Below are 13,141 nucleotides of genomic sequence, written 5' to 3'. Positions count from 1 at the left end.
ATTAGTCGAAGGCACATCTAAAACCAACATAAATTGCATAGAAATTAGATGGTTTGTATTGCGCTCCACTTTTAGAAGTTTTAGAACCTCCATACCACCAAGAAGCACCAGCTGTTAATGAATTATCGTTTTTTTGATCGTTTATCCATTCCCAAACATTTCCTCCCATTGCAACTAAACCATTAATTCCTTCTGGTAGTTTAGTTACATCGATATGCTTGTCGTAATTCAATAGTCCTTGAGAATTCATATTTTTAGCCTCATCACCACTTGGGTAATTATAGACTTTGCCTTTTTCAAACTCTGAAGAATTAAATACTTGCTTGTATGCAGCGTAAGACCATTCATCAAAAGTGGGCAGTCTACCATCTATTGATTTACAGTAATCCTCAGCTTCGTATCTACTAACATGTACCGCTGGTTCTAATTCACTATCAGGATTTTCGCCGTATGGGGTTTTATATGTCCAACCAGCTCTTTTTTCCCAACCAGCACCCCATTCATATCCACCACCAGTTTTCTCTGCTTCAGTGATTAAATTATTTTTTTTGGCATAATTTTTAAATTCTTGGATAGTAATTTCATATTTATTTAAAGAAAAATTTCCAAAATCAATTTTAGGATTTTCAAAGGCAAATGTTTTAGAAAACAAAAATAAACTCAAAATAATTAATTTCTTCATTTAATTAGTAGTTTCCTTTTTTATCTGAGCCTTTATAAAAAATATCTTGAAGATTTTGATTTTCTCTTTTTTTAATCAACAAATCCTCTTTGTTCATCAATGATTTTGGTCTTTGAATTATCTCATGGTTATGAAATTCATCAACACCTCTTGCTAATTGAACACTATTTTTACCTAATACTTGTTTAACGTTTGTGCCAATATAACTTTGGATTACAAAACCAATTCTTCTGTCATTACTTTTGTTTATTCCTGATCCATGAACTATTCTTGGGTGGTGTAATGACATTTGACCTGCAACAAGTTCAACAGATTTAACTTCATCATCTGGAACATCATTAACTGTTTGACCTCTTGTTAATAAATTTCCTTGATTAAATTTTTCATCATGATCTCTAATTTCTATATGTGATTTAGGCCACATTTTCATACAACCATTTTCTTCATTTGAATCTGTTAAAGCTACCCAAGCCGTAACCCAATTATGAGGTTCTAAACCAATATATTTTGCATCCTGATGATAACTTACAAAACCTTCTTGATTAGGATTTTTTATAAATAAAGTTGTTCCACATACTAAAATATTTTTTCCAATAATACTTTCTACAGCATCTAATAGTTTTGAATTATGAACTATGGCATCTAGTTTTGGAGAAATTAAATGAGCATTGTATCTTTCAGATTTATCAATTTCATCAGGCATTTCTTTTTCTATTAATTCAATTTCATCCCTTGCTTCTTTAGCTTCTTCTTTTGACAAGATATCAATTGGAGCTATGTAACCTTGATCTTGGTATTCTTTAAGTTGATTTGAATTTAAATTAGCCATATGCTTTTGTAATGAATATTAGTATATCCTCTATTTATTTTTCACCAGTAAAATCAATCTCGTTTCAAAAAATTAATAAATGTGAGATTAAAAAAAATATAGGAATTATTAATGATCGATTGTTTGCATTCTCAAGACTATTAGATACTGGAGAGGCTCAAAAAATGGAACAAGAGCCTGTTGAAAGAAAATTAATTAATTTTCTTACTTTAAAAAATACACCTATACTTAATAAATATTCATTTGAATTTAATGAAGGAAATCTAGAATTATTTGATGATCAAAAAAAATTAATTTCAATCAATCCTAATAATCCTGAAGAAGTAGGTTTAATAGAGAAGGAATTATTAAATTTAGATAACCAAGTTAAAGGACCGGTATTTCTATTAAAGAATAACCAAAATCCTTTTTTTGATACAAATAGTGGGGGAGAGGTAATGAACTCAATATCTTTGATAAATCACAATAGCATTAAAGATTTTGAAAAAAATATAGGCAAAGAAGTAGAACACCAAAGGTTTAGAGGAAACTTCTACGTAAGTGGTTTAGATGCTTGGGATGAGAGAAATTGGGTAGGTAAAATCATCAATATTAATGGAGTGCCTTTTAAAGTTGATGATCATATCCCAAGATGTTCAGCAACAAATTTGAAACCTAAATCAGATGAAATAACTTTTAATCTTCCTCAGAAACTTAAAGAATTTTATGATCATATGGATCTTGGAATTTATTTAATTCCTTTAAAGGACGGAGAAGTATCTATTGAAGATAAAATTATAATTTAATTTGTGGAACTAGGTTCTTCAAAAACATTTTTTGTTTCATTTACAGCAGTATTATCTAATGTTTCAGGCGCATCGGGGTCTAATTCTAATCCCGCAGGTGTAATGGTTGCAGGAATAGGTGTAAATGTAGAATCTGGATTGTCGACTGTTTCTCTTACTCTCATTCTGTATAAACCAAATGCACCAATTAAAGCATGAACTATAACTAAAAATACAAAAAATCCATTCAATCCAAACCATTCCATAAACAACGAACATAGAATTGGACCACTTATTGCACCAACACCAAAAATTAATTGAAGACCTCCCCCAGCAGCAACGAATTTAAACTTTGGTACAAAGTCATTAGTATGTGCAAGATTTAAAGAGAACAATGGAAGACATAAACTTGAATAAAGTCCAACAGCTATAAAAAATATAATTTTTCTAAAACTAAATTCATCCATGTAATAAATATTTTGGATAGGATCATTTGATGTAAAAATTGACAACAATGCTAATACAGAACTACCAAAAGTAGTTATAACAATAACTCTTCTTCTGTCAAATTGATCTGAAAAATATCCAATAGGACCTTGACCAAATACTCCTGCAATTGTTGCTATAAATAATAAAACAGATGTTTCAAATAAAGTTAGCTTTGCAAGTGTTGCGTACACAGAGATTAATGAAAAAAATGCAGCATGAATTACTCCAGTGAAAAAAGAACTAAAAGTTCCTAGCGGAGAGATTTGATAAAGTTCTTTAATACTAATTGTCTCAATTTTTTTAAATTTAGGAGCTGGTCTTTTTGTTAATAGAATTGGAACAAGTGCTACTGATAAAAGAATAGAAACTAAAATAAAGGGTTCATAAGCCTTTGGTTCACTTAAGTTAAGCAATAACATTCCAAGTGCCAAACCAAAATAAATAACCATCATGTACGCAGATAATAATTGTCCTCTGTTTTTGTTTGTTGCTCTATCATTTAACCAACTTTCAGTAACAACATAACAACTAACTAAACTGATACCTGTTACAAATCTACTAATAGTCCACATAAATGGATTTACATAAACAACAGCAACTAACGCACTTAAAGATGCAAGAGATGCAAAAGCTGCAAAAACTCTAATGTGACCAACTTTAGATACAAAATTTGGAGTTGTTCTAGAACCAATAAAATATCCAATGTAATAACCAGACATAAAGACACCAGTTGTAAAAACACTAAAGTCTTCAAGTACAGATCGAATACCCATCAACTGCATTTGCAGTCCGTGAGCTATCATCATTACTCCAATACCTATAAATAGGGCCCAGGATTTTTTTACTTCTTTTTGCATTTCTAAATTTTAAGTATCAATAAATTGCGGGCTAAGTAGTTTTGGTTTGTGTTTTTTTTATGGCTAGGAATGAGTGAATAGCGATAGTTAAAATGATCACCACTCCTCCCTGAATTGTCTCCATTGAAGGCTGTTCTTTAACAACCATCCACACCCAAATGGGTCCCAAAACTGTTTCCATTAGAAAAAATAGATTTACCTCAGCCCCAGTTATGTATCTTGGAGCAAGCGTAACCAATACAAAAGGAATGGCCACACAAAGGATACACATAGCTGGAATGATATAAATATCATTATCTTTTAGCTCGAACGTATCAATAAAGAATAAAGCAACTAATGCTACGACCAGTTTACCAACCACAGCTGAAGGAACCAAGTTAAGGCTTTTTCCAGCTCTGATTATTGTTGCCCCTGCAGCAAGACCACATGCAGTAATAAAACCTAAAATATCTCCAAAAATATTTCCTAATTTTACAGAGTCGTAAAATATATAAAGAACACTTAAAAACGTAATTGCTATAGCAATCAAGGTATTTCGATCTGGTTTTTCTTTTAAAAATATTGCACCAAAAATAGCTGACAACATTGGTGCAAGTGCAATCATAACAAGTGTGTTTGCAACATTTGTGTTTTGAATTGATAATACAAAAGTAATATTGGTTATGGAAAACGTAACTATATAAGCAGCACCATAAATTGAATTTCCATAAAGTAATTTAAAAAAACTTGATTTGTAAATAAATAACATTCCAACAAAAACAGTTACAAATGGAATGATGCCTCTATAAAAAACTAATCCCCAAGTATCAACATTTGAAAGTCTAATAAATAAACTATCAGGAGTGATAAACATCACCGCAACAAAAGCCATTAAAGAACCTTTTTGCTGATCAGTTAAATTGTTCACGCTTTTAATTCTTTCCAAAAAGTTTTTGCTAAATTTATTCCTGATAAATCGAAATAAGTTTTAAGTCCTGTAGGGGAAGTTACATTGATATCTCCATTTAATTTTTGATCTATAAAATCAATTCCTGCAAAATATATATTTTCTTTTTTCAAATCTTTTGCAATTAATTTTGAAATTTTATATTCTTGCTTTGTTAAATTAATATTTATTGGTTTAGCACCTTTGCTCATATTACTTAGATAAGATCCTTTTTTAGGAACTCTAGAAATTGCACCACAAACTTTTCCATTAATAATAAAAACTCTTTTATCTCCCTTGTTAATCTTAGTTAAAAATTTTTGACACATGATATGATCGTGTTTTTTAATAAATTTATTTATAAGTTTTGAATTAAATTTATTTAATAAGTGAATATCATTACCACTATAGCTATGAATAGGTTTGATAATTACTTTCTTATGTTTTTTAATAAAATTTTTGATTTCGTTTATATCCTGAGAAAAAAGTGTATCAGGCATATATTTTAAATATTTTGTTGAATATAACTTTTCAGAGATGTTTCTTATTGATGTTGGATTATTTATTATTTTAACTTTATTTTTAATAAAATCTAAAATGTAAGTAGTTGAAATATATTCTAAATTAAATGGTGGGTCTTGACGGATTAAAATAAACTTACATTTTACAAGGTCTAAAGTTTGTTTTTTAATAATTTTATAAAATTTCTTGTTATGATAATTAAACTTTATAAAGAAACCTTTTGCTAAAACTTTTTTGTTAATTATTGATAGATCTTTTGGATCATAATAAAAAATTTTATATTTGTTTTGAATTTCGTTAGCTAAAAAAACACTGGTATCAGTTACAGAGTTTAAGGTAGAGGGATGATTACCTTGAACAGCTACTATTTTATTTGTCATATAATTCTTCTAAATTTTCATCTTTCGAAAATTTACTAATCATATGATCTGCATTTGTAGTCTTGTTATCAACTACATTTTGCAAATGATTTAAGAAGATAGTTTCGTTATTTCCTTTTTTACTAATGATATCTCTTTTCTCTAATCCTTTTCTAGAAATGTCCAGAAGAGTAGAAGTCCAATATAATAAGTCTTTACCCATTAATTGAGTATTAAATCCTTTTTGCGGCGCCTCTAAATAGGCATTGATGATTTTATCTGTTTCCCATGAAGAGACTAATTCGTATGCTTCATCTAAATTTCCATAAAGCATTCCAATATTAAAAGCTGGTCCAGCACATAGGCAATCCCAACCACAGGTATCCATAGATCTAAGCTCGATATATTTCTTCAATCTATTTTCAGTAAAGATTGTACTTAAGTGGGTTGTAAGATCAGCCTCAGCTGGAAGTCTATTTCCTATTTCTTCAATTTTTCCGTCCATAAAATCTTTAAATTTATATTTCCTTCCTGAAATATACTGATCATTATGTTGAATGAATAAAATTGGAAAGTTCATTACAAATTCTGCATATTTATCAAAATCTAAACTTTCAAAAAATAATTTAGGCAAACCTCCTCTTGAGGTGCTTTGCCAAACTTTAGATCTGTAAGATAAATAATTACTATTCTTTTTTTCAACTATTGATGAATTTGCAAATAGTGCAATTGAGATTGGAACAATAGAATTAGCTAATTTAAATTTTTTAATAAAATCTTCTTCTGAATTGTAATCAATATTTAATTGTGTTCCACATGTTCGATACATCATATCTAAACTAAGCTCTCCACCTAGTGGCATATCTTTTGTCATTAACTCATAACGTTGTTTAGGATTATTTGGAATATCCTCTAATTTTGAAATAGGATCAAAACCTGCACTAACTATTTTGATATTTAATTTTTTAGTAACTTGTTTTAATTCAAATAAATAATCTTGTGACTCTGCACATGCTTCGTGCATATGGTTTAACTTATCACCTGATAATTCAATTTGGTTACCAGGTTCTAGTGTAATATTTTTTCCACCCTTATTAAGACCAATAATGTTTTCTTTTTCAAAAACAGGGTTCCAGCCAAACTCAGTTAGGGCTGTAAACATTTCTTTTACTTTTAGGTAATCAATTCTTTTATTGTCTTTAGTATTGAACAAGAATTTTTCATGTTCGATACCAATTCTAAAATCTTTATCTTCTTTGATACCAGATTTAAAATATTCAATAATTTTCTCTTTATTGTTAATCATGCGCTTTAGATAGTGGATTTTAATTTAATTTAAAGTAAAGAATAGGGCTTTCTTGAGAATATTTTTCTCACCATAGGCGCAAATTCCTCCAATTTCATACTTTTATAGTCTGGATCAAAAGAAGCCTGGTCCCATTTCTCACAAAACTCTACAGCATCATTAAAATATTTATGATCTTTATATTTATCTCTTTGATTTTGATTCTTTCCAAGATGATGCGCATAATAATACATCTGAAACTCACCATGCTTTTGAATGATCCAATGTGTCTTTTCTGAAACGTAAGGTTTTAAAACTGAAGCTGCATATTCTGAGTGATTAACAGGAGCTAACTCGTCTCCAATATCATGTAGTAAGGCTGCAACTACCATTTCTTCATCTGCATTATCTTTATAAGCTCTTGTTGCAGTTTGAAGAGAGTGTTCAAGTCTAGTTATTTTGTATCCCTCTAAAGTAGAATTTAATCCACTCATAAATTTTAATATTCGATCAGCAGTACCATCAATATATTTTTGTTCATACTCATCAAGCAACAAGTACTCATCCTTGGTTCCATTTTTCATTTCAGTAAAATTTACTGTTTTCATATTTTAATTATTAGATGCTGTACTCAATAAAGAAAGTTGAGTTATTTTATTATCTCCCAATTCATCAACAGGTTTAACAGGGTAATCACCAGTAAAATAATGATCTGTTAATTGAGGATAAGCCTCGTTTCTTTTGTCAAAACCAATTGCTCTATACAGTCCATCAATAGATAAAAATTTAAGTGATTTTGCACCTATATATTCACAAATTTCATCATTTGTTTTATTTGCTGCTAATAACTCTTTTTTAGTTGGGGTATCTACACCATAAAAATCTGGATATTTTATCTCAGGACAAGCAATTCGAACATGAACTTCTTTTGCGCCTGCATCATATAGCATTTTAACAATCTTATAAGATGTAGTTCCTCTAACAAGCGAGTCATCAATTAAAATAATTTTTTTATCTTTAATTGTGCTTTGGTTTGCATTTAATTTTAACTTTACACCTAAACTTCTAATTTGCTGACTTGGCTCAATAAAGGTTCTTCCAACATAGTGATTTCTAATTAAACCATGCTCAAAATTCATTTTTAAATGTTGAGCAAAACCAAGTGCTGCAGCGTTACCAGAGTCTGGTACAGGTACCACTATATCAGCTTCGACATCATTTTCTTTTGCAAGTTCTTTTCCTAAATTTTTCCTATGTTCATATGCTGTTTTGTTATCAAGCAAGCTATCTGGTCTTGAAAAATAAATATACTCAAAGACACACGGTCTTACTTTCTTAGGAGGGAAGGGCTTTATACTAGTTAGTTCATCATTTTCAATTAACACTATTTCACCGTTCTCAACTTCTCTTATAAATTTTGCTCCAATAATATCTAATGCACAAGTTTCAGAAGCTAGCACGTAGCTATTTCCTAGTTTTCCAATCATCAATGGTCTAATTCCATACGGGTCTCTTACACCTATTAAAGATTTTTGGGTCATCATTACCAAAGCATATCCTCCTTGGATTTGGAATATGGCATCAATAACTTTATCGATAGTTTTTGATCTCTTAGATTTAGCAATTAACTGAACTATGGTTTCTGTATCAGAGGTAGTATAAAAAATTGCTCCTTCTTCTACAAGTTTGTTTCTTAAAGATATTGAATTTGTTAAGTTTCCGTTGTGAGATACCCCAATTCCACCCGCGTTAGTATCTGCAAAGAAAGGCTGAATATTTCTTAAAATATTATTACCAGTAGTACTATATCGATTATGTCCAATAGCATAATTACCTTTGAGGTTTTTTAAAACTTTTTCTTTATTAAAATTATCTCCAACTAAGCCAAATCTTTTCTCTGAATAATATTTTTCACCATCAAAAGTAACTATTCCACAACCTTCCTGACCTCTATGTTGTAGTGCGTGCAAACCTAAAGCTGTTAAAGCTGAGGCGTCTTTTGCATTACTAATACCAAATACTCCACATTCTTCTTTTAGTTTTGGATCAAATATCCTCAATTTTTTCTTTAGATTCTTGATAAGTTTTTTCATTAGGAAATTCTTCAACAAGATAACTACTACCTTTTTTCAAATATGGAAAGACGTATGATTTATCTAAATTAATTGGCCATTTATCGTAGTTATAAACAATATGTACTCCAGAAAAAATAGATACACATACAATATATGCTTTTACAAACCCAAAAAAGAATCCAAAGGTAGTATCTAAGCCACCAATACCAGTATATTTTATTGCCTTACTGATACCTTTGTTAACTAATAATACCAAAAAGATAACAACTATAAATATTGCAATTCCAAGTCCAACATCAAGAACATACTCATTATCAATTATATCTTTTACATAAGGTTTTATACGTGGAAATAAGATTAGAGTAATAACGTAGGCTAGGAGCCATTTTGCCATTGAAAGTATGCTTAAGACAAAACCTTTTCTATAACAACTGATTAAAGACCATATGGTTACTGCGATATAGATTAAATCAATAATTGAAGATGCTTCAAAAAAATCTTTAAGAGCATCTACCATTAAGCATCTTTACCAAAAGGTTTAACCACCAATATTAATGCTGGCAGCAAAGTTAACACTGATATCATTGCAAGTAACATAGCAAGACCTGTAAACATTCCAAAATAGATGGTTGGTATAAATTTAGATAATACTAAAATTGAAAAACCAAATACAATTGTGATTGAAGTATTTAAAATTGCTACACCAACTGTTGAGTGACAGGTTTTCAATGTGTTATTGTAATCTTTTAGTTTGCTAAATTCTTCTTTGAATCTGTAGATATAGTGAATACTGTTATCAACAGCTATTCCGATTGTGATTGCAGCTATCGTGATAGTCATCATGTCTAATGGTATTCCTAACAAACCAATAATTCCCAAAATAAAGAATGCAGCTATGAAATTTGGCACAACACCAATTAATGAAAGTTTAATATTTCTAAATAAAATAATAAACATTGAGAAAATACCAATCATAACCAAACCTAGTGTCAAAATTTGTGACTTAAATAAACTTTGTAGTAAATTATTAAATAATATTAATACACCTGCTAATTTATAATCATCTTTTTCTAATCCTAGTTCATTTTCTAGATCAAAATTAATTTTATTAATTAAGTCATTTCTTCTCAAATTTTCTTGTGAGTCTATAATTCTAAGACTTATTCGAGCTTCATTATTTTCTATTGATAGATATGGATCAATTATTTCTGTTTTAATGCTTTCAGGTATTTTTGAATACAATACTCCCATCTCTAAAGTACCAAGTGGATTATTGTTATTTAGTTGTGTTGCAACATCGATGATTGATGAAAAAGATAAAACTTTTCCAACTTGTGGGAGACTATCTAAATAATTATGAACTGATGCAATTCTATCTATTTTATCTTTAGTAAACCAATATTTTTCATCATTTGTGTCTTCTTCATCTCCCCAATCTTCAAACTCATCATCTTCCTCTGACTTCTTTTTTTCTTTTTTAGGGAACTTTAAAATAACTTCTAAAGGTGTAGTTCCACCAAGTTCTTCATCAATTAGCTTCATTCCTTTGTAAATTTCAGTGTTTTTATCAAAATAATTTATAAAGCTATTCTCAACTTCGAGTTTGCTAATTCCAACTACACTTAAGACAATAATAATTCCAGTTGCAGAAAAAATTGTAAATTTATTATTTAAAGAAATTGAACCAAGTATTGATGTAATTTTAGAATCTTGTTCTTTTTTTAAAGATATATTTCCAGTTGAGGTAAAACTTAAAAGAGTAGGGAGCAAAGTAAAAGTAATTATAAATGATGTAATTAAGCCAAAAGTCATCATCCAACCAAAATCTATAATAGGTTTAATTTCACTAAAGATTAAAGATAAGAAAGCTAAAATTGTTGTTAAAACTGTATACAATATAGGCCAAAACATTTTACTCGTTGTTAAGGAAATGATTTCAAAGTTATTTTTTGTTGGAAAATTTTTTTTAAGCTGAAGAAACCTGGTGCTCATATGAATATTCATTGCCATTGTAAGAATAAGCATCAGGGCGATAAAGTTTGATGAAATAACAGTTACTTTCCATCCAAGTAATCCAAGCAGCCCCATCATAATAATTACAGAGAAAAAACAACTGCTAATAGGAACAACTATCCAAATTAGATTTCTAAATACAAACCAAAGTGTTGCTATAATAAATAATAAAACTCCAATACCAAATACAATGATATCACTTTTGATAAAAGTCATCATATCATCTGCAATCATTGGAATTCCACCCAAGTAAATTTTTCCTACATCTCCATAACTTTGGATTACTTGTCTTATTTCTAAAATGTTTTGATGATTTTGTTTTTTTATCTGATCTTTATAATTTTCAATTTCGTCTCTAGATTTATTTTCAATATCTTCTAATTTTTTATTTTGTTTGATATTAACTATGATCCCACTTGTTTTACCATCTTCACTAATTACAAAATTTCTAAAGACAGGACTGTTTAAAATTTCACTAAATCCTCTTTCTCTATCCACTTCTTCATCTTTTAAAGTTTTAAAGCTTTCTAATCTCTCTTGAAGCGGTGCATCTGAATTATTTAAAAGTGGTATGTCTAAAAGTGTAATAACACTATGAACCCAATCTAAACTTTGAATTTTGTATTTTATACTCAATAAATTATTTATTGAAGAATCTGTAACCATACCTTCATTAGGAGTGTAAGTGAGAACTAAAAATTCCTTAGACCCATATCTTTCAGTGATTTCTTGCAAATAAGCTAGATCTGGATCTCCATCAATTAATAAGGTTTCTGATGAAGCATCTAGTCTAAAGTCTTTTGAATAATAACCAAAACTTAGAATGGAAATAATAAGCAGTATAAAAATTGCCTTTGGGTTTTTTAAAATTAAGTTTTGGTACATTTGAGCCAACATTAGCTCTTTTATATTGGAAATTAGTTAGTTTGAGTATCTTTAAATTTGGTAAATCTTTCCTCAAACTCAAGTGTTACATTACCAATTGGACCGTGTCGTTGTTTCCCGATTATAATTTGCGCTAAGTGCGCTACTTCATTCATCTTAGCTTGCCATTCAGCATGTTCTACCGTTGCTTCTCTTGGTTCTTTTCTAGATAGATAATATCCTTCTCTGTAAACAAACATTACAACATCAGCATCCTGTTCAATTGAACCCGATTCTCTTAAATCTGCTAATTGAGGTTTGTGATCATCTCTCTGTTCAACTTGTCTTGAAAGCTGCGAAAGTGCAACAACAGGTACTGCGAGCTCTTTTGCTATTGCTTTTAGACCTTGCGTAATTTGAGAGATTTCCTGAACTCTACCGTCTTTATTATAAGTTGTTCCTCTCATTAACTGAATGTAATCAACCACAATCATATCTAATCCAAATAGTCTTTTAATTCTTCTTGCTCTATTACTTAGAGCTGCAATGCTAATTGCTGGAGTTTCATCTATATAAAGTGGAAGTTCTGCTATATTTTTTGAAGTCTCCAGAAATTTATCAAACTGATCATCAGAAATTCTTCCTCTTCTTATATCGTTTGAACTTATTCTTGCTTGTTCCGAGATAATACGAGTTGAAAGCTGTTCAGATGACATTTCTAAAGAGAAAAAAGCTATAGAAGATTTTTTACCACTATCTTGTAGTTTTTGAGCAGCATTGAATGCAATATTTGTAGCAAGCGAAGTTTTACCCATTGATGGACGACCTGCAATAATGATTAAATCAGATTGGTGTAAACCACCAAGTTTATCATCTAAATCTCTAAGCCCTGTTGGAACTCCAACAATTCCTTCTTCGTTTTTGTAAGCGGCTGAAGCCATCTCTATAGTTTGTTTCATGGCATCGTCAAATTTAATAAGTGAAGAGCTAAAAGATCCTTTTTCAGCTAAATCAAATAACTGTCTTTCAGAATTTTCTATTATAGTTTGACCGCTAGTATCAAGGTCATTAAGTTTAGCACTATCGATAGTTTCTTCAGAAATTTTTATTAATTCACGTCTGACAAACATATCATATATTATTTTTGAATATTCTACCGCTTGTCTTACAGGTGTAGAAAATTTAGTTACTTTAACTAAATACTCTGGAACATTAATGTCATCTTTTTCATCTTCAAAATAATTTTTTAAAGTAATGGGATTGGCAAGCATACCTTTATAGATAAGGCTTTCAATAGCATCAAATATCTTTTGATGCATAGGATCATAAAAATTAATAGATGAAATAATTGTATTAACTTCATCAAAAATATCATTACTCACTAGTATCGAACCAATTACAGCTTGTTCTGCTTCAATGTTGTTTGGTAATTCTTTGAATTTATCTTTAACGATACTTAAATTGCTTTCCATATTTA

12 protein-coding genes are annotated in these 13,141 nt (G+C 29.7%); 1 reads left to right on the top strand and 11 read right to left on the bottom strand.

What is annotated here, in order from left to right; translation table 11 throughout:
- Position 1: 1 nt before the first annotated feature.
- Both ACTTAO_RS01305 and ACTTAO_RS01300 read right to left on the bottom strand, forming a co-directional pair.
- Positions 2-682, bottom strand: coding sequence for a formylglycine-generating enzyme family protein (locus tag ACTTAO_RS01305; protein ID WP_440690557.1), 681 nt, complete (start codon positions 680-682; stop codon positions 2-4).
- A gap of 4 nt (positions 683-686) precedes the next feature.
- Positions 687-1,511: a phytanoyl-CoA dioxygenase family protein gene (locus ACTTAO_RS01300; protein ID WP_440690555.1), complete on the bottom strand. Its 825-nt coding sequence runs from the start codon at positions 1,509-1,511 to the stop codon at positions 687-689.
- A gap of 11 nt (positions 1,512-1,522) precedes the next feature.
- Between ACTTAO_RS01300 and ACTTAO_RS01295 the strand changes: the two genes are divergently transcribed.
- Complete coding sequence (locus ACTTAO_RS01295) at positions 1,523-2,296, top strand: MOSC domain-containing protein (protein ID WP_440690553.1); 774 nt, start codon at positions 1,523-1,525, stop codon at positions 2,294-2,296.
- Here ACTTAO_RS01295 and ACTTAO_RS01290 read toward each other — a convergent pair.
- The 9 genes from ACTTAO_RS01290 to ACTTAO_RS01250 are packed head-to-tail and all read right to left on the bottom strand — an operon-like array spanning position 2,293 to position 13,136.
- Positions 2,293-3,621 (bottom strand): MFS transporter, encoded by a 1,329-nt coding sequence (locus ACTTAO_RS01290; RefSeq protein WP_440690551.1) that lies wholly within the window; start codon positions 3,619-3,621, stop codon positions 2,293-2,295. The genes ACTTAO_RS01295 and ACTTAO_RS01290 overlap by 4 nt on opposite strands.
- A 31-nt stretch (positions 3,622-3,652) precedes the next feature.
- The gene (locus ACTTAO_RS01285; protein ID WP_440690549.1) at positions 3,653-4,528 is read right to left on the bottom strand and encodes a DMT family transporter; all 876 of its coding nucleotides are present in this window, start codon (positions 4,526-4,528) and stop codon (positions 3,653-3,655) included.
- Positions 4,525-5,448 carry a glutathione synthase gene (gene gshB / locus ACTTAO_RS01280; protein ID WP_440690547.1) on the bottom strand — a complete coding sequence of 308 codons (924 nt, stop codon included), beginning with the start codon at positions 5,446-5,448 and terminating at the stop codon, positions 4,525-4,527. The genes ACTTAO_RS01285 and gshB overlap by 4 nt, the downstream gene beginning before the upstream one ends.
- Positions 5,438-6,733 (bottom strand): glutamate--cysteine ligase, encoded by a 1,296-nt coding sequence (locus tag ACTTAO_RS01275; protein WP_440690545.1) that lies wholly within the window; start codon positions 6,731-6,733, stop codon positions 5,438-5,440. Before ACTTAO_RS01275 ends, gshB begins: the two co-directional genes overlap by 11 nt.
- Positions 6,734-6,762: 29 nt before the next feature.
- On the bottom strand, positions 6,763-7,320 hold the full coding sequence (locus ACTTAO_RS01270) for an HD domain-containing protein (RefSeq protein WP_440690543.1): 558 nt from the start codon (positions 7,318-7,320) through the stop codon (positions 6,763-6,765).
- Positions 7,321-7,323: 3 nt separating this feature from the next.
- Positions 7,324-8,805, bottom strand: coding sequence for an amidophosphoribosyltransferase (purF, locus tag ACTTAO_RS01265; RefSeq protein ID WP_440690541.1), 1,482 nt, complete (start codon positions 8,803-8,805; stop codon positions 7,324-7,326).
- Entirely contained in the window at positions 8,759-9,304 is a 546-nt protein-coding gene (locus ACTTAO_RS01260; RefSeq protein ID WP_440614652.1) for a CvpA family protein, read from the bottom strand. The genes purF and ACTTAO_RS01260 overlap by 47 nt, the downstream gene beginning before the upstream one ends.
- Positions 9,304-11,697 (bottom strand): efflux RND transporter permease subunit, encoded by a 2,394-nt coding sequence (locus ACTTAO_RS01255; protein WP_440690539.1) that lies wholly within the window; start codon positions 11,695-11,697, stop codon positions 9,304-9,306. Before ACTTAO_RS01255 ends, ACTTAO_RS01260 begins: the two co-directional genes overlap by 1 nt.
- Before the next feature lie 20 nt (positions 11,698-11,717).
- Positions 11,718-13,136: a replicative DNA helicase gene (locus tag ACTTAO_RS01250; protein ID WP_440677865.1), complete on the bottom strand. Its 1,419-nt coding sequence runs from the start codon at positions 13,134-13,136 to the stop codon at positions 11,718-11,720.
- Positions 13,137-13,141 lie beyond the last annotated feature (5 nt).

The sequence above is a fragment of the Candidatus Pelagibacter sp. HIMB1782 genome (assembly GCF_052047475.1).
In the GTDB taxonomy this organism is placed as follows: Bacteria; Pseudomonadota; Alphaproteobacteria; order Pelagibacterales; family Pelagibacteraceae; genus Pelagibacter.
This window is presented reverse-complemented; position numbering and strand designations above follow the sequence as displayed.